Origin of the sequence: Litchfieldia alkalitelluris, assembly GCF_002153425.1 — a bacterium.
GTDB lineage: Bacteria > Bacillota > Bacilli > Bacillales > Salisediminibacteriaceae > Evansella > Evansella alkalicola.
The window spans coordinates 3,198,478-3,216,797 of the sequence record NZ_KZ119600.1; the positions used below are offsets into that span (position 1 = coordinate 3,198,478).

General features: G+C 38.0%; 16 protein-coding genes and 2 other annotated features (1 of these 18 running past the window's edge). Of the genes, 3 read left to right on the top strand and 13 right to left on the bottom strand.

Translation table 11 applies throughout. The annotated features are described in order from the left end of the window. Nucleotides 1-24: 24 nt before the first annotated feature. Together BW724_RS15495 and BW724_RS15500 are read right to left on the bottom strand one after the other, a co-directional pair. Nucleotides 25-1,719, bottom strand: coding sequence for a sensor domain-containing diguanylate cyclase (locus tag BW724_RS15495; RefSeq protein WP_088076090.1), 1,695 nt, complete (start codon nt 1,717-1,719; stop codon nt 25-27). A gap of 347 nt (nt 1,720-2,066) precedes the next feature. Beyond that, entirely contained in the window at nt 2,067-3,350 is a 1,284-nt protein-coding gene (locus tag BW724_RS15500) for a bifunctional folylpolyglutamate synthase/dihydrofolate synthase (protein WP_176371432.1), read from the bottom strand. A 176-nt stretch (nt 3,351-3,526) separates the two neighbouring features. Between BW724_RS15500 and BW724_RS15505 the strand changes: the two genes are divergently transcribed. After that, nucleotides 3,527-4,423: an ATP-grasp domain-containing protein gene (locus BW724_RS15505; RefSeq protein WP_088076092.1), complete on the top strand. Its 897-nt coding sequence runs from the start codon at nt 3,527-3,529 to the stop codon at nt 4,421-4,423. A gap of 14 nt (nt 4,424-4,437) precedes the next feature. Next, entirely contained in the window at nt 4,438-5,316 is an 879-nt protein-coding gene (locus BW724_RS15510) for an ATP-grasp domain-containing protein (protein ID WP_088076093.1), read from the top strand. Between the two features lie 225 nt (nt 5,317-5,541). Here the strand turns inward: BW724_RS15510 and BW724_RS23690 are convergent, their stop codons facing one another. The 7 genes from BW724_RS23690 to BW724_RS15540 form a co-directional block, all read right to left on the bottom strand. Next, nucleotides 5,542-5,694 (bottom strand): hypothetical protein, encoded by a 153-nt coding sequence (locus BW724_RS23690; protein WP_176371433.1) that lies wholly within the window; start codon nt 5,692-5,694, stop codon nt 5,542-5,544. 411 nt (nt 5,695-6,105) lie between these two features. Further along, entirely contained in the window at nt 6,106-6,744 is a 639-nt protein-coding gene (locus BW724_RS15515; protein WP_088076094.1) for a response regulator, read from the bottom strand. Further along, nucleotides 6,737-7,783: a sensor histidine kinase gene (locus BW724_RS15520; protein WP_088076095.1), complete on the bottom strand. Its 1,047-nt coding sequence runs from the start codon at nt 7,781-7,783 to the stop codon at nt 6,737-6,739. Before BW724_RS15520 ends, BW724_RS15515 begins: the two co-directional genes overlap by 8 nt. Further along, a complete protein-coding gene (gene liaF, locus BW724_RS15525) occupies nt 7,780-8,517 on the bottom strand; it encodes a cell wall-active antibiotics response protein LiaF (RefSeq protein WP_235848989.1) in 738 nt (245 codons plus the stop codon). Before liaF ends, BW724_RS15520 begins: the two co-directional genes overlap by 4 nt. Before the next feature lie 162 nt (nt 8,518-8,679). Next, entirely contained in the window at nt 8,680-8,991 is a 312-nt protein-coding gene (locus tag BW724_RS15530) for a lmo0954 family membrane protein (protein WP_088076096.1), read from the bottom strand. A gap of 285 nt (nt 8,992-9,276) precedes the next feature. Beyond that, on the bottom strand, nt 9,277-10,566 hold the full coding sequence (locus BW724_RS15535) for an anti sigma factor C-terminal domain-containing protein (protein ID WP_176371434.1): 1,290 nt from the start codon (nt 10,564-10,566) through the stop codon (nt 9,277-9,279). Continuing rightward, nucleotides 10,556-11,095, bottom strand: a complete 540-nt coding sequence (locus tag BW724_RS15540) for an RNA polymerase sigma factor (protein WP_088076098.1) — start codon at nt 11,093-11,095, stop codon at nt 10,556-10,558. The genes BW724_RS15535 and BW724_RS15540 overlap by 11 nt, the downstream gene beginning before the upstream one ends. A 124-nt stretch (nt 11,096-11,219) precedes the next feature. Here BW724_RS15540 and BW724_RS15545 point away from each other — a divergent pair, with 124 nt between their 5' ends. Beyond that, the gene (locus BW724_RS15545; RefSeq protein WP_176371435.1) at nt 11,220-11,606 is read left to right on the top strand and encodes a thiol-disulfide oxidoreductase DCC family protein; all 387 of its coding nucleotides are present in this window, start codon (nt 11,220-11,222) and stop codon (nt 11,604-11,606) included. Between the two features lie 141 nt (nt 11,607-11,747). Here BW724_RS15545 and BW724_RS15550 read toward each other — a convergent pair whose 3' ends face one another. The 4 genes from BW724_RS15550 to BW724_RS15565 form a co-directional block, all read right to left on the bottom strand. After that, the gene (locus BW724_RS15550; protein ID WP_088076100.1) at nt 11,748-13,013 is read right to left on the bottom strand and encodes an MFS transporter; all 1,266 of its coding nucleotides are present in this window, start codon (nt 13,011-13,013) and stop codon (nt 11,748-11,750) included. A 74-nt stretch (nt 13,014-13,087) separates the two neighbouring features. Continuing rightward, nucleotides 13,088-13,343: a binding site (T-box leader), on the bottom strand. A 76-nt stretch (nt 13,344-13,419) separates the two neighbouring features. Further along, nucleotides 13,420-14,253 carry an aminotransferase class IV gene (locus BW724_RS15555; protein WP_088076101.1) on the bottom strand — a complete coding sequence of 278 codons (834 nt, stop codon included), beginning with the start codon at nt 14,251-14,253 and terminating at the stop codon, nt 13,420-13,422. Between the two features lie 20 nt (nt 14,254-14,273). Further along, nucleotides 14,274-15,329, bottom strand: a complete 1,056-nt coding sequence (locus tag BW724_RS15560) for a DmpA family aminopeptidase (protein WP_088076102.1) — start codon at nt 15,327-15,329, stop codon at nt 14,274-14,276. Between the two features lie 80 nt (nt 15,330-15,409). Continuing rightward, the gene (locus tag BW724_RS15565) at nt 15,410-18,052 is read right to left on the bottom strand and encodes a valine--tRNA ligase (protein ID WP_088076103.1); all 2,643 of its coding nucleotides are present in this window, start codon (nt 18,050-18,052) and stop codon (nt 15,410-15,412) included. Nucleotides 18,053-18,144: 92 nt separating this feature from the next. Next, nucleotides 18,145-18,320 (bottom strand) — a binding site (T-box leader); it runs 131 nt beyond the window's last position.

The window sequence follows — 18,320 nt, forward strand, 5'->3', positions numbered from 1 at the left end:
TTGACGGCTCCTCTTATATTTGTATCAAAAATGCGACACACGATTTCTACCTTTTTGTTTTGCACCTGTATACATGGCTCTGTCTGCATTCCTTAGTACTGACATGGCTGTTTCTGTTGGCTCTGTTTTATCTGCAACACCAATACTTGCAGTTACGCGGACCGATCGCCTTTCTCCGTTCCGCAAATCATCAGTCACAGTAAAGATCTGGCTCTCAATTGAAACCCTTAAAGCTTCTGCCATTTCTTCAGCAAAGGAGGCTTCCTCCCCTTCAAGTAGGACGACAAATTCTTCTCCCCCATATCTAGCAACAACACCACTTTCGCCAATGGTATTAAATATGACTTGAGCAACCTGCTTTAACACTTCATTTCCACTATGATGACCATATGTATCATTTATCTTCTTAAAGTGATCTAAGTCTAATAATATAATTGCAAATTGTTCATCAGCCTTTGGATCTTCGTACTTTTCAATGAGTAATGATTCGAAATATCTAAAGTTATATAAATTGGTTAAAGCACATTGTTCACTTTCCTGCTTTTTCAACTCATAATTCCTAGCATTTTCAATGGCTACAGCCAAATAGTTAGACATAATTTCAAGGAGCATCATATGACTTTTTTCAAAAGCGCTCGTCCTTGAAGCAGTCATTGTGATCACACCTATTACTTGATGACTATGCATCACTGGAACAGAGATAATGGAGCGCGTAACCCCACTTAGTCCAGAATCACCATGTATCTTAGAAACCCACTGCTTTCTTTTTGAAAAATAAAGTGATTTCCCTTTTTCAAAAACACTTCGGCTAATCTCATCTGGTCTTTGCGTCTCTTCTATGACACCACTATCACTGAAACCCTTAATAATCCCCAACTTCCCACTCTTGTTTTCATAAATAAAGATGTTATTCATCGGGAAGATATTTCTAACCGTTTCTACAAAAAGGTCGAGTATCTTGTCTTCAGGAATGTTTTCATTGACTTGATATCCGAAATCACTAACCTTTTTCAATAGCATCTTTGTTGTCTCGCTTTGATTATATAAGCGTAAGATAAGACTTAAGCTAAACAAAGGCACTCCTATTAAAAATATTGCAACGACTCCTATCTCTTGATATAGAAGCACGAGGGTGATCCCAACAGGAATAATCAAGACAGCGGATACAGCTTCCCAAGCTAATGCATCACTAAAAAACTTGATATGCTTTTGACCAGCTAGGTATTTCTTTATGAGATGTACAAACCAGTTATTACAGAAGAAATAAACAACAGCATAGACGATTACCGGTACTACAATGGCTTGTATGGAAAGCTCTGATAAATCTCCAGTTGTCCCTCCAGCTAGGTAAAAGCTACTTGCTGCAATAATAGATACACTCATAAAAATTAAAGAGTTTAGAGGAATACGATATAGTTCCTGTTTTGACAGCCGTAAGCTTAAGAGCGAGGTCATGATTGCCATTTGCATCATTAGCATTTCAATTAATAAGCCAAATTGTAAGAAGACAGCTAATGAAATCCCCTGTAAAGGTACTATGTTAGTATACCGTAGTCTGATTGGAAATAGGGAGGCGATCAGTATTAAGCATAGAAATGATAGCAAGGCCAACCATTGTTCTACAATCATTGAGGTAGTTGCTTGTACAAAAATAAACATGAAAATGGTAAAAAAGAAAATCCAAAGAATAGTCGACCCAATTTTGATTGACTTCGACATACTAGCAACACCCCCATTTCAGAAAAGATCTATTATTTTTAATAAGTTAAAAAAATACGCCCGATTTGAATATTCCGACTTTTTTCTATGTGTGAATTTTACGAACTTTCAATTTAAAATGAACGGATATATTTTAGCACACTAGTAGAGAAAAAATGAAGCACTTCTTCATAAATTTATATGTAGTCCTTTATACTTATATCATTCTATTTAGTGAACAATTAAACAAATGCACGTTAATTAAGGTGTACTTTTTATTATTCCTTAAAATACATACGCTACTATATTCTATAATAGTAGCGTAAAACCCTTCTTATTTCCACTTTTTTTAGTAAAATATTCCACAATTATTTTTTGACAGAATTCTTTATAAATCCAATAAATTCGTGAGAACCTGTTACAAGTATGGTTTCATTAAGTGAAACATCTGCTTTTTCCTGAATCCATTGTACTGGGTCTTTTATCTCATTATCGGCCGTAACTTCCATTGACTCGTAACCATTTAATGGAAATGCGCGTGGTGAGGGGAAGGTAGTAACATTTATATTTTTCACAATACGAGAGCCTCGAAGCAGTTCTAGCATGGAGGCTATGTCCTTATCCTTCATCGCTGCAAAAAGCACGTGTACGTCTTGCCCCTCATTCCTTTCCTCCATTGTCTCTAGTAATATTTTGATGGAATCAGGATTATGTGCTGTATCAAATATAATACCTTTTTGCATTTCTTCAAATCTTCCTGGGAGTGATGCCTTTTGAGCGCCGCGAGTAACTTCATCATCGTCCACCATCACAGCCAAATATTGTTTTAAATAATCTAATGTCATAATGGCTAATGCTGCGTTTTCTCCTTGATGTTTACCAACCATTCCTAATTGAATATTATCTAGTTTTCTATAAAGTGCTTCATAGGAAAGGAACTGTTGATGATCTTTAGTTGTTGTTGAATAGGTGCATTTATCCCCTAATAAATAGAAACTAGATTTTAATTTATTCGCTTCCCCTTTAATCACTTCAAGGGCTTCTCCCTTGGCTGCTGTCATGACAGGAACTCCTGGCTTAATAATCCCTGCTTTTTCCATCGCTATTTCTGTTATTGATTCACCTAAAAACGCTTGATGATCCATGCCAACATTAGTAATGATGGATACCAATGGTCTTATCACATTTGTGGCGTCTTGTCGCCCACCCATACCCGTTTCAATGATTGCGAGATCCACTGGTTTCTTAAACGAAAAATAATAGAGCGCAACTGCCGTCATTACTTCAAATTCACTAATCATTTCCCCAAGCTCTTCTTCCACTTCTGTGATTCTTGGTTGAATTTCTGCAAGTACTTCAGCAAAATCCTCTTGAGGCATTGGATTCCCATTTATACTTATCTGCTCTTGGATCTCACCAAATACTGGAGACATGTATGTACCAACAAAAAATTTAGTTTCTTCTAGCATGGAACGTAGATAGGTAACGGTGGAACCTTTTCCATTTGTTCCTGCCACGTGGATGGTTTTCACCCTTCTTTCTGGATGATTCAGTGCTTCCATGAGTTGCTCCATCCGTACTAAATCATAGCGGATCCCCGCTTTCTTCTTGGAGTTAATATATTGGATAGCATCTTCGTATGTTTTAATCATCGATAGCACCCCACTGCATTGATTTTTAATATAAATCATGGCATGATCAAAGGGGCTTGTCCCTTTGTCACAAATTTGTGCGGGACCTGGTCCCGCACAAAAAATTCGGGGACCAGGTCCCTGAATTTTACTTTATCATATTTTCTTCGGTTTCAGAAAGGAGTTGCCTATTACACATGGCAAACTTGTATGGTTGGATTGTTTATAACGGAAATTTAATCACTGATAAATTTATCGATTATGTCTCCTGGTTTCAACAAGCAGCACAGAAACAAAATATTACGGTAGACGCTATTCCTAATAATAGATTACTAGTCACGACAACAAGTAAGGGGCCTGCTATTACTGGTTTCGGAAACAAGAAGCCAGATTTTGTCCATTTCGCCGATAAAGATCTTCACTTGGCTAGACAATTAGAAGCACTAAATATCCCCGTTTTTAATAATTCGCGGGCAATCGAGCTCTGCGATAACAAAGCTTATATGTACCAACGGTTATCAGAAAAAGGTGTCCCTATTCCTGAAACAATTATTGCACCGAAAATATACAACGGTTTACCTCTCCAAGATCAGTCTCACATTGATCTTGTTATAGAGGAATTAGGTTTTCCACTTATCATCAAGGAAGCTTACGGTTCCTTCGGTAAGCAAGTATATTGGGTTGAGAACCAAGAAGAACTAACAAAACGAGTAACTCAATTAACTGGTACAGAGTTTGTATTCCAAAAGCCTGTCCACTCTAGCCTAGGAAAGGACACTCGATTAAATTTAGTTGGTAATCAAGTTGTAACATCCATGATGCGTACATCTGACAGTGATTTCCGGGCAAACGTTACTGCTGGGGGCAAAACAATGCCATATACTCCTACTGCAGAAGAAATAGACCTCGCAATTAAGAGTGCTAAAGCAGTTGATTGTGATTTTGCAGGAGTTGACCTTCTTTTTGGCGAAGATGGGCCAATACTTTGTGAAGTCAATTCAAACCCCCACCTCCGAAGTATTTTTGAATGTACAGGTGTTGATGTGGCAGATGAAATGATTCATTATATTCGAAAAGCAGTACAAGAAAACTAAAGTGGGGCTAGACGATGACACTAAAAACAAGAACTCATGGATTACTTATATATCAAGAAGCTGATATCGCTCGCAACCAACGATTTATTACCTTACTTTTTGAGTCGGCAGAGAACTGGGGTCTTCAGTTAACTCTCACTACAATTGAAGAGCTTACACTTCAGTTAGCTAACAGCGAGCCATCTGCTCCTATTCGCACAGCTAATTTGCCACCAGCTTCGTTTATAATCAATCGATCCGTATCACCGTGGCTTAATGAAATCGCGGAATTACAAGGGATATGTGTATTTAACACCTCCTTTGTTTCAAGAATTGCCAATGATAAGCGTTTAACTCACACTTTTTTTTACAACAAAGATATTCCAATGCTTGAAACAGCTGCTGTCAGAAAAAACTCATTGAGCAATGAACAGCCATTTCCCTATCCATATATCGTAAAAGACCCTTATGGAAGAGGTGGTACTGGAATTAACCTTATTCGCTCCAAGGAAGAATTAGAGAACGTCCTCCCGAAACTTACTAAGGAGCTTTTAGTGCAGCCTGTAAGTGGCATGCCTGGGAAAGATCTTCGAGTTTACATTGTAGGAAATAAAATTGTGGGTTCTGTATTACGCCAATCCACCTCTGAAGATATACGGGCGAACATCTCCACAGGTGGCGCGTCATCTTTGTATCATTTAAGTGCGAGTGAAAGATCCCTTGTGGAAAAAATGATAAGTGGTTTGCAACTGGATTTTGTTGGAATTGATTTCCTGTTTGATGAGGAGGGTGAACTTCTCTTTAATGAAATGGAAGATGCAGTTGGCTGTAGGAGTTTATACATGAACAGCGACATTAATATTGCAGACAATTTTATGAAACATATTTCGGCGACACTCAAGACGAAGGGGTAACCCCTTCGTTTTAAATTTTCAAACAATCTGTAGCTATTTAAGTAGAATAATTTACACATTTTCTAATTATATATTTCAATATAAGCGTAAAAGCTAGAGCTTCAGCTTGAGTCTCAGCCCCAACTTCAGCAACAACCACATTAAAAAAATTATCAACCTAATTGAGTAATTCTTCAACACCATAGAGCAAAGCTTCATAAAAAGGAGGTTTGCCCCATTAATCAATTATTCAAATGGCTTAGCTTCGTTTTCATTTGGACCGTTGTTTTCGTCTTTTTGTTCTTCTTTCAACCGTTTCCCCGTGTACCTGACATGACCTTTTCTTATATTTGGGCTTTTGTTTTCTTGATTGGCTCTATCGATATTTTCTATTCCCATGTAAAAACAACTCCGCGCTTCATTTTTCGCGCCATGTTAGTGGGCTTACTGCTTGGAGGGTATATTACCTCTGTTAAAGTCATAGCAATAGACTTTCCTTTTTTAAGAGATACAATATTTGCCCTTTTTCCACTCATTTTATATAAAGATATAATTTTGCTTGAGGAAGAAGACGAGTAAGGCGATCCTGTTCCATTCTGATTATTGCTTGTGTATGGTTTGCTAACCTAAAAAGGGCGTGAAGCCAAAAGTAAAACAAAAATACTCTTGGTTCACACGCCCTCAATAGCCATTAGTAGTAGACCTTAGTAGTAACTCTTGGTCAAACCTCATTATTAGCCCTTATTAGTTCGACTCCCCCAGCATCAGCACTCATTAGCCCACACTATCCACACTTATATGTAAAACTAATTAACTTTGGTTAAACAGTTTATGATTGAAGGCATATATCACTGCTTGGGTCCTGTCGTGAACTTCAAGCTTCCCTAGAATATTACTGACATGAACCTTCACCGTTTTAAGTGCAATAAATAACTCATCAGCAATTTCTTGATTTGCCTTCCCTTCAGCCATAAGTCGAAGTACGTCCATTTCCCTTTCAGTTAAGGCTTCATGCAGGTTTCTTTCTGGCTTTTGACGCATTCGGGACATGATTTTTCCAGTCACCTCTGGCTCCAAAATAGATTGACCCTCATAAGTAGATCGAATCGCATCTGCAATGTCCTTCGCCTTAGAGGTTTTTAACATATAGCTGACAGCACCTGCTTCGAGGGCTGGATATACTTTTTCGTCATCAACAAAGCTTGTAACAATGATTATTTTCGCATCTGGCCACTGCTCCACAATTCTTCTTGTGGCTTCAATTCCATCCATTTTTTTCATCACTAGATCCATTAAGATGATATCAGGCTTTAGCTTAAGGGCAAGTTCAACTGCCTCTCCCCCATCATCTGCTTCAGCTATCACATCAATATCCTTCTGCGTAGTTAAATAAGATGAAACACCAATGCGAACCATTTCATGATCATCTGCGAACAAAACTTTAATCAAGTACATCTCCCCCAATCTTTCGTTGCGGTACTTTCACTTCCAAACGCGTTCCTTGATTTACTACACTTACAACCTTTAAGGTGCCACCAATTTCAATAGCCCTTTCCTGCATATTTACCATACCATATGAGCCATTTGTTTCAGCTTCCTCCACGTTAAAGCCTACCCCATCATCAGATACCCGCATAATTACCGTATTGTCACGGTTGACTAGCATGACATCTAATTTCTCTGCTTTCGAATGGCGTAGTGCGTTAGAAACAGACTCCTGCAAAATACGGAACAAATGGTCCTCAATTCCTTTATCTAATTCCATCGGTTCAATTTTCCAGTTAATGTTCATCGGCACTTTTTGCCTTAATTCTGTCAGAAGCTCCACAGCACCTTCATGTAGCGTTTTTTCTTTTAAGGCAATCGGCCGTAAATGTAACAGGAGTGCTCTCATTTCTAACTGGGATTGTTCAATCATTCGTTCCACTAACTGAAGCTGTGCTTTCATACCGTCTTCTACATTGTCTGAATCCTCATTTACAGCGGACATCATCATAGACGCTGCAAACAGTTGCTGACTGACGGAGTCGTGAAGTTCCCTTGCTAGTCTATTTCTTTCCTGTAAAACAACTTCCTGCAAGCTTTTCTCCCTTTCCGTCGCCCTTTCCGTTACTAGCTTTTGGGATACTTCAGCTTGTTTCAAAAGCTTGTCCTCCAACAACTTAAATTGGTGTTTGATGGACTTCATATCTGACATCTTATCCAATTCATCAAATGATACCTTCTGATCATTCACCGTCTCTTCTAATCGATCGTGGACGACTTTAAGTTTGCTTCGGAAATAAGCTCCATACGAAAAACCAGTTACAATGCCAACAACAACAGTTACGATGACGACCCAATGTAGGTAAGACACATCGAAGAAGCTTGTCTCCATAAGTAGCGACCAATCGTCTAATGGAAACATCAAAAAGGTAGGAATTAATAAGATAGAAGTGAACAAAATAGCTCCTATTAAACCAACAACAATTTGTTTAATAAGGTTCATATTCGCTTCACCTCAATATCACCAGATAATAGGGAAGTAAATATTTTCACCCTAGGTTTTCCATTAGGAAAATTCTCCGTTTGATAAGTAAAGGACTGGTTAAATAATGACACATGCTTTTTATGAAAAACTGAAGCTCTACCAAACACGGAGCTATGGTGAACGTGAACCTCCACCTCATATGGAACGTATACTTTAATATTCCCAATAAGGTGACGGACAGAAATCACCGCTTCCTCTGGCAGTACAGTATTGCTTAAGTCAATCACCCTGTCCCCAATTCCTCCATGAATATTAACGTCACGCCACTGATATGGTGTTTCACTTGTTTTCTGATCACCAAATAGCTTGCTCGAAAACAACGACTCCACTTTTACTAATGGTTCTGGCAGACTATTAATATCCTCATCCATTATTTCCAGAGAAATATAGTCAGGATTCTTCTTCGTTTTTTGATAATTCACAAAAAACATGACGAGCACTGCTGCAATAATAAATCGTAGAGCAATTAGGTTAATGAGTGTGAAAAAAAGGCCAATGACACCCACCCAGAAGAAAACTTTCCCAACCATATTTTGATAGGAACGCCACCCAATATATACGAGAAAGCTTAAAAAGGCGATACCAAAAATTAAACCAGGTTTAAGCAAGAACAATTCTAAAAACAGAAGGACTATCCCAATAATGAATATCCAATTATACGTGTTTGTAGGGTGTTGACGTAACACTTTCATTAGGGTCCTCCCCTCCATTTAATTCCTGAAAAACAGCCAGTGATACAATGCACGATATTCTAGGATAACGATTCTTTCTTAGCATACCAGTTTACGACAATTTCTGCTCCTTTTTTCCAATAAAGAATGTTGCAGTTTCTTGAATATTAACTTGATAAAACATTACTTAGCTGTGCTTGTATTCTTGTTAAAGCTTATAGACTTGTCCTCTTGCCACTTTTGATAAATAAAGTAGAGAAAATAAATGGCTACTAAACCAAGTACAGCGTAAATATTGGATACGGCTATGCTCAAAACGATCAGGCCAACAATGACCCAAAACACTTTACCAGCTGTGCTTGGACTTTTGATGAATTGCTTAAAAATAAGATAAAGTAAGAACACAGATACTCCCAATAGAATTAACGGCCCAATATTAGCAATTAAGATGAACAGTGCAATCAACGCCAGTATAAACCACATAAATTTTTTCATTTCATTTTCCTCCTCAAAACTTTCTAATTTTATTTTAAGAAACTTTTCATTTTTTCATAACGAACTGCAGGTTTATCTTGTCTAGGACTTGAGGCGTATTTCTTCGAAAAGAAAGGAAATACATTATGGATTTAAGTAGTTCCGTCTTGAATGAGAATACTAATTTTATATAGCAAAAACGAGACCTTTTCACATTAGTGAATCTGTCTCGTTTTTTATCCTAAACATTGTTTTAAAAATACACTTTAACTTTTCAAGCAAGAAACGGCTTACGAAGTTTTCTCCTTAATTAAATATCGTTCCGCCTGCATTGCGATTGTACCAATTCCATAACGTCACTTCTCCAATGGTTGCAAACTGTATCTCAGAGACGTCCTGCAAAGTTAACAATTCCTTCGTTGGTCCTGTTACAACAACCCCATAAGACCTTACACCATGTTCTTCCACATACTCCAATCGTTCTGATAACGAGGCCCCATGTCTGTCTAGAGACCATACATACCTTTTGACTAAATTTTCGTTATCGATTAAAAACTCAAGTCCCTTCTTAAAGAGATTTTGCTTCTTCTCTCCATCCCCCATCACCTTTATAGACTTGGAGGAATTTGGAGCCATGAGATCGAACATTCCCCTTTCATGAATGCCTAATATTCCACCACTAGCACTTAAATATGGTGATCTATATTCTGAGGAGGTACCTTCCACTCCCGTATCAACGCCATACCAAACAATCTCCAAATCATAGCCTGAAAAAATGTTGTATATCTCTTCAAATTCGTATACATCATCAAATGACACAGCCATTTCCGCAACAGTTCCCTCTGGGAGAATATCTAATGTTTCCCATGTACTCTCTGTCCAATCAGTGTTCATTTCATCCATCTCCATCATCTCAGGGTGCATGAAATAAAGCTCCACATTATATTGACCATCATTCCAATCACGGTCAACACTCAATAAATTAAATAACATGTTTCCTTCTAACTGACCAATCGCCTTATGGTCTTTACCCATTGATTTATGCAACGTGCCATCTAAATTTAAAGTGAAATAAAAACCAGTATGACTACTAACACCATTTACATAGACATTTGGCATTGTCATTTGCGTCGCAACAGAAACCACATTTGCCGCCGTACGAGCGCGACCTTCCTCTCCCCCTAAACCATAATAAAGGCCTGTAAAAATAGCCGTGAAAATACTTATTAAAATAAATAAAGACAAGAGAGTAAAGGCATTAGAGATGCGATTCCTCCATTTTGCACGCCACATGATACGTTGTTGTTTTTTCAGTGGTACATCTTCATCCAAGTCACCTACAGCGCTCTCCTTTACTTGAGTTTCGCCACTGCTTTCCCTTTCATTCTCCCCCTGACCTTCCACATTCCCCTTTCCTTCTTCCCTTATATTAAAATAAGACACCGTATCCATTTCATCTTCATATATATCTTCCTCAAATCTTTTTTTACAATCGGGGCATGAATTAATATGCTTTTCCACTCGTTGTTGCTCAGCGATAGACATATTTCCCATAAAATAATTTGCCCACTTTTCCCTGACTTCTCTACAATCCATCTCTTTTTCCCAACTCCTCTCCATCTCGTTTAAGCCGAAGTTTCTTTAATTCCTGCCTACCTCTATAGATTGTCACTTTCGTTTTTGTTTGGCTGATACCCATCACATCAGCAATTTCATCGTATGAAAAATGAAAGTAATCCCTTAGTAATACTGCGTTTCGCTTCGTCACCTTTAAGGTTTCCAATGCCTCAAACCAATCATCAATCTCCTGTTTGACTAAAAACTCGTATTCTGCACTTTTATTTTGAACTTCTTTTTCCATATGAGACTCTAGCTTATTAGTATCGTAATAGCTCATTCTCTTTTCCTTTCTCATCCAATCAATGAAAGTATGATAAGCTACCTTAAATAACCACGGCTTAATTTTTTCACCACTATAGCTATCCAAATAAATGTGGGCCCGATAGAAGGTTTCTTGGACAATATCTTCTGTCAGGTGCTTTTGTTTTCCTAAAGAATAAACATAACGATACAGGTCGTTAAAATAAAGATGATAAATATTCTCTAAATCCTCTCCCTTTCCCATCGGAACCCCCTTTCACTCTATCCACGTATGGAACCTATAAAAGTTACAATTTTTCTTTTCTCATGTTTTTCTATTATACTTTAATTAGGAATTTGATAGTGAACTTGAGTGGAGGAAAATAGTGATGGCAATCATTCTATTTGATGGGGTTTGTAATCTATGTAACGGCAGTGTACAGTTTATTATAAAAAGGGATCATGAACGTTATTTTAAGTTCGCATCTTTGCAAAGTGATGTAGGACAATCGTTAGTTAAGGAGTACAATATACCAAATGATATGGATAGTTTTATTCTTATTGATGGGGACAATTATTATCTGAAGTCTTCCGCAGCGTTACGAGTGGCGAGGAAGTTAAGTGGTGGTTGGCGTCTACTCTATCCTTTCATCATCGTGCCACCACCTATTAGGAATATCTTCTATCATCTCATTGCAAAAAATCGCTATCGTCTTTTTGGAAAAAGGGATAGCTGCATGATGCCTTCACCTGAAATGAAGAACAGGTTTTTATAATCACTCGTCACTGGAGGGACTTGCCCTGCAACTAATATTGTAGAAACGAGCATTGCATCACGCAGCTTCAGTTTTCTAATTTACTTTTCGTGCTCACGTACCTCATTATGAAAGATTACGTCTATTTTTTATCAATTAATGTTAAATTTTATTTTCCTCTAGTTTTTCAAGACTAGTTAGCTGATAAAACTTACTTTTTGAAGGCTTTAAATTTAGAGTACATAATACCACAGATATTAATAACATAACTAAAGCTCCAGCAATTACCGCAAATTGAATGGAAATAACTTGTGCTAAAAGCGCAATAATTCCAGTCGTTATTATAATCAGCGTGGCTTCAACTAAACCATAGAAACTTTCTATTCTTCCCATAACATCAACGGGAATATTGTTTTGAAAAAAAGTAAGAAAACCTGTATTGGCAAATGCTAGAAAGAAGGCTAGAATAAAAAAGCCTAATGCTGCAATTGAAAACGTATTTGAGAATGCATAAATGATATATCCAATGGATAGAAATGTTGAACCTAAACCAATCATTAATGAGATTGAAATCTTCTTAACAAATAATGTGTTGATAACTGCTCCAACAATTACCCCTGCACCTGCAATGCTTACTAAAAATCCATAATCACTATCTGATAAACTAAGAATTTCTTTTGCAAAAGTTGCTTCTAAAGAATCTACAGCAGCTGTCATCACAAAAACTGAACTAAACAAGAAGTAAATTAGCATGATATAAACACTCTTCCTACTGAAATTCATGACGATTTGAAAATCTTTTTTTAGTAATGTCATGGATAACTTCTCACCATTATTAATTACTAGGGACTGTTTTTCTAAATTAGGCATTAGTAATGTGATTAAACCTGATAAAAATAATGCAGCAGCATTAATTAAAATACCCCGTTCAGGAGTACCAACTATGAAAAGCACTCCCGCTAAAGCAGGACCTAGGAGGAATGCCCCAGAATCAATTAAACTTATTAGGGAATTAAACTTTTTCCTTTGTTCGGTTGGGATTAATTTTGTAATATAAACCAACGAAGTCGGGCTAAACATAGATGTTGCCATATTAATCAAGAAAACAATGATATACAATAACATCAAGGAGGCATCTAGTATCCATGGCACTAGAAATAAACAGAGTGCTCTAAAAATATCAAGGGATATCATTAAATTTCGTTTATTTAAGCGATCAATAAGACTTCCACACCAAAAATTTGTAAACATAGTTGCTAAAGGTATAAGAATATATAGTACAGCTACAGCAAGAGGGGAACCTGTCATTTCGAATACGATTAAATTAAGGGCAATTAAGTAAACCCACGCACCTAAATTTGATACTCCAATACCTAGCAACAAAATGGAAGGGTATTTCCAAGACTCTACCGTGTGTTTTAATTTCATCAAACTCACTCCTAACTAATTTTCACTTCCTTTTTTATAAAAAATAAAAAAATCCCACCCCCAAGACTTTTGGTCTTGAGGACGAGATTTTGAGAGTCGTGGTACCACCCCAGTTTATTAATATGTCACCATATTAACCTTATCAGGTACGGCATGATTATGCTTATACCCTAGCTCTATCACGGGAGCTCCCGTTACACCATCCCCTTTTGTAAGGTTCCAATGTAATGCTCAGAGGCTTGTTTCAATAAAATATTTCTTACTCCTTTTCAGCATCTGGAGTTCTCTGTAAAGAAACTTTTTATTTACTCTTCTCATCATCGCATATGTAAATTATTAAATATTTTTAACATTATAACATTGGTTTCTTTATAATGTATACATTGAATATTTAGCATCAAGTTTCTTAGTTTTTATAAAGCCTTTGGTATTCTCCCACTAGTCGATCTACAATTGGTCGCTCCTTTGATAATTCCTTATCACCAATGAACCTAATAGGCAGGACTTCTGTACTTGTACCAGTAATAAAAGCTTCGTCTCCATTGAGTAGAAACTCTTCATCAAATTGCTCTTCCCGAACGTTAAATCCAACCTTTTTAGCTAATTCCATTACTTTCGCCCTTGTTATGCCATGGAGAATTCCATTTGTTGCAGGGTGTGTATAAAGCTCCCCGTCCTTTACAACAAAAAGATTACTGCTTGACCCCTCTGTAACGATTCCGTTTTTTATGAAAACCGCTTCATCATTGCCACTAGAAATTGCTTCTTGCTTGGCCATTACATTTGGAAGAAGATTAAGAGACTTGATATAGCATAAACTCCACCGAATATCTTCCGTAAGCATAACTTTAATACCTTCCATACGTTTCGTTTCATCTATATTTTTTGCTTGCCGTACTGTTAGGGAAAAAACAGCAGAAACCTCTGGATAATGGTGCTGCCTTGCACCTATTCCCCTAGTTATCTGAAGATATATTTCTGCATCTTTTATTTCAGACCGTTTTAAGCCTTCTAAAATAATATCACGCAGTTTCTCCCTAGAATAAGGCATCACTAAGGATAAAGCCTCAGCACTTTTTTCTAAACGATCTAAATGCTCTTCTAACAAAAATGGCTGTCCTCCATATACTCGAATCACTTCATAAATTCCATCACCAAACTGGTGGCCTCGCTCTTGAATTGGTACTACTTTGTCATTTATCCCTACAAATTGGTCCATATAAAATGCTATTTCTCCCATTTCCTCTCCCACTCCTCCAGTTATTTAATTTTATCTATGTACTCAGTTAGTGAATATAGTGTATTTCCATCTCTGCCAACCGTGGTTTTAGCCGTCAGCATGGAATTAATAATCGCTTCTTCAGTGGCTTCAGCAACAGCTTGAAAGGCATTGTCTATTTCATCTTCGTGAAAGTATGTCAGCTGATGTTTTTTAGACGATGGTTGATGAAAAACTTTGTTCCCTGTACTAAATCCAATAACAATATCACCGCTGTTATGTCCCATTTTTGAACCTGTCCTGCTTAAGCCAACCCCACATCTCTTTATTATCCTCTCTAGTTGACGACTTGTCACTGGCATATCCGTCGCAACAATTACAATGATAGAGCCCTTATCCTTTTCAGTAGTGATATCTAGCTCTAGTTCAGCAATGGACCGTCCTACTTTTTTGCCATTTATAACAAGGTCATTTAAATGGCCAAAATTAGATAAGACAAGAACACCAAAAGTGAATCCTTCTCCCTCTATATCAATTAAACGCGAGGCAGACCCTATTCCCCCTTTTAAACCAAAGCACTTCATACCAGTACCTGCACCAACTGCTCCCTCTTCAAAATCCAGTTGTGCATTAGCAATGGCAGTAAAGACATCTTCCTCTGTAATCGCCATGCTTCGGATATCATTTAAGTACATATCATTGCACTCCGTTACAATTGGATTTACTGTGCCTGTCGTTCGTCCAATCTCCGGATTATTCTTTAATGTATATTTTATCAGACCATTAGCCCCTGACCCAACACTTAATGTATTTGTCATCAAAATAGGCGTCTCAATCGTTCCTAGTTCATTTATTTGGATCGTTCCCATCGTTTTACCAAACCCATTAAGAACATGGCTCGCTGCAATAACCTTTTCTATAAACACATTACCTTGGTGAGGTAGGATAGCAGTCACACCAGTATTTATGTCGCCTTGTTGAACTGTCATATGTCCCACAGAGACACCATGAACATCGGTTATTTTATTCCTTTCTCCTGTCGGTAAGGAACCAATCACAATCCCTCTTTTTCTAGCTCTTTTAAGTTTATCGGACACGAAAATCCCTCCTTTGTATGAAAGGAAACCCAGACCTTAATAGAAGAGGACTGGGTTTTCTAGGATTAATACTTTCATCATTATTTTTTCAATTCTTCAATACGAGCTTTTACCTTTTCCCTTTGTTCAAGATAATCTTTTTCCTTTTCCCGTTCTGCAGCTATAACATTCTCAGGTGCTTTTGCAACGAAGCCTTCGTTAGACAGCTTTTTCTGTACGCGTGTTACTTCCCCATCTAGACGCTTCAATTCACCTTCTAAACGCTTAATTTCTGCATCAAGATCAAGAAGGCCAGCTAACGGTAGGTATAGTTCTACCCCAGATAAAATAGAGCTCATGGATTTTTCTGGTGCAGAAAGTCCAGTTTCCATTTTTAGTTCGCTTGGACGACAGAATCGTTGAATATAGGATTCACCTCGCTGTAACTGAGCTAAAACTTCATCAGAACCAGCATTCACATGTAGTGTAATCTCTTTACTCATTGGAACATTCAACTCTGCACGTGTATTCCTTACTGAACGAATGATTTCCTGAAGTAATTTCATATCCCTCACAGCTTGTGGATCCATTAACGACTCTTGTTTTTCCGGCCAAGCAGCAACTGTAATAGACTCACCTTCGTGTGGTAGGTGCTGCCATACTTCTTCCGTAATAAATGGCATGAACGGATGTAGTAATCGCATCGTGTTATCAAGAACATAGGCTAAAACAGATCGTGTTGTATGCTTCGCTGCTTCATCTTCCCCGTTCAGTGGTAATTTCGCCATTTCAATATACCAGTCACAGAAGTCATCCCAGATGAAGTTGTATAGTGCTCTTCCAACTTCTCCAAATTCATACGCATCAATGAATCGAGTCACGGTTTCGATCGTTTCCTGAAGTCGAGTCAGGATCCATTTGTCCGCAATTGTTTTCTCACCTGATAAATCAATATCTTTGTACTCGAGTCCTTCCATATTCATCAAGGCAAAGCGTGATGCGTTCCAAATCTTGTTTCCGAAATTCCAATTCGCTTCAACTTTTTCCCAATAAAATCTCAAGTCTTGACCAGGAGAGCTTCCCGTTGATAGGAAAAAGCGCAGGGCATCTGCTCCGTATTTATCAATTACATCCATTGGATCTACACCGTTCCCAAGGGATTTACTCATTTTTCTACCTTCAGAATCACGAACTAAACCGTGAATTAATACGTCTTTAAACGGTCGCTCATCTGTAAACTGAAGTCCTTGGAAAATCATTCGGGCAACCCAGAAATAGATAATGTCATATCCCGTCACTAAAACATCTGTAGAGTAATAGCGTTTAAAGTCTGGCGCTTCCTCATTAGGCCATCCCATTGTAGAAAACGGCCATAGGGCAGAACTGAACCACGTATCTAGAACGTCTTCATCTTGCTCCCAATTTTCAATATCCTCTGGCTCTGTTCTTCCTACATATATTTCACCTGTTTCTTTATGGTACCAAGCAGGAATGCGATGTCCCCACCATAGTTGACGGGAAATACACCAGTCACGGATATTTTCAATCCAGTGCATATACGTTTTCTCGAATCTATCAGGAACAAAATTTACTTTATTCTCAGCTTTCTGTAATTCAATTGCTTGCTCTGCTAATGGCCCCATTTTTACAAACCACTGTGTCGAAAGATAAGGCTCGACTACTGCACCGCTACGCTCTGAATGGCCAACGCTGTGCATATGATCTTCAATCTTGAAAAGAACTCCTTGCTCTTGAAGATCCTTCACGATTTGTTTTCTACACTCAAAACGGTCTAAGCCTTTATATTGCCCAGCGTTCTCGTTCATTTTCCCTGCTTCGTCCATCACTAAGACGCGTTCTAGGTTATGGCGGTTACCGATTTCAAAGTCATTAGGGTCATGAGCAGGTGTTATTTTTACAGCACCTGAACCAAAGTCCATATCAACGTAATCATCAGCAACGATTTCGATTTCACGTCCTACGATTGGCAGCGTCACTGTTTTTCCAATTAAATGTTTGTAACGATCGTCTTTAGGGTGAACTGCAACAGCCGTATCCCCTAGCATCGTCTCTGGACGAGTAGTAGCTACTTCTATATGTCCACTGCCGTCTGTCAATGGGTACTTCATGTGGTAGAAAGCCCCTTGAACATCTTTATAAATAACTTCAATATCAGATAATGCTGTTTTTGTTTGTGGATCCCAGTTAATAATGTATTCCCCACGGTAAATGAGATCGTCCTCGTAAAGTCGAACGAAAACCTCACGAACAGCTTTAGATAAGCCTTCATCAAGAGTAAATCTCTCTCGTGAATAATCTAAGGATAGTCCAAGCTTCGACCATTGCTGGCGGATAAAGTCAGCATATTCCCCTTTCCACTCCCAAGACTTCTCAAGGAATTTCTCACGACCAAGATCATGTCTTGATAACCCTTCTTCCTTTAACTTCCCTTCAACCTTCGCTTGTGTTGCAATACCAGCGTGGTCCATACCTGGTAGCCAAAGGGCATCATAGCCTTGCATTCGCTTTGTACGGATAAGGATATCTTGTAAAGTTGTATCCCATGCATGACCAAGATGTAGCTTACCTGTTACATTCGGAGGAGGGATTACAATTGTATAAGGCTTCTTCCCTTCTTCACCTGTTGCTTCAAAAAACTTTCCATTGATCCAGTATGGATACCATTTTGCTTCTGTCGCCTGTGGATCATACTTTGGCGGCATTGACATTTCGTTATTTTCCATTTTTCTTCCTCCTTAAAATTGTTGGGGACCTGGTCCCCGACAATTTTGTGAACTATGATATTTTCTAAATAAATATAAAAAACCCCCTATCGTCAAAGGACGAAGGGAGTTGATTTCCTCGCGGTACCACCTTTGTTTATACACCAACAGCTGAATAATTGCCTTTTTCTAAAATGCAAAGACAAGAGTAAACCAGCATGATTCTTTGGTATATACACTCAGAGCCTTAACGGGGCTGATGCGACTTTCACTAATAAACTCCAAAAAG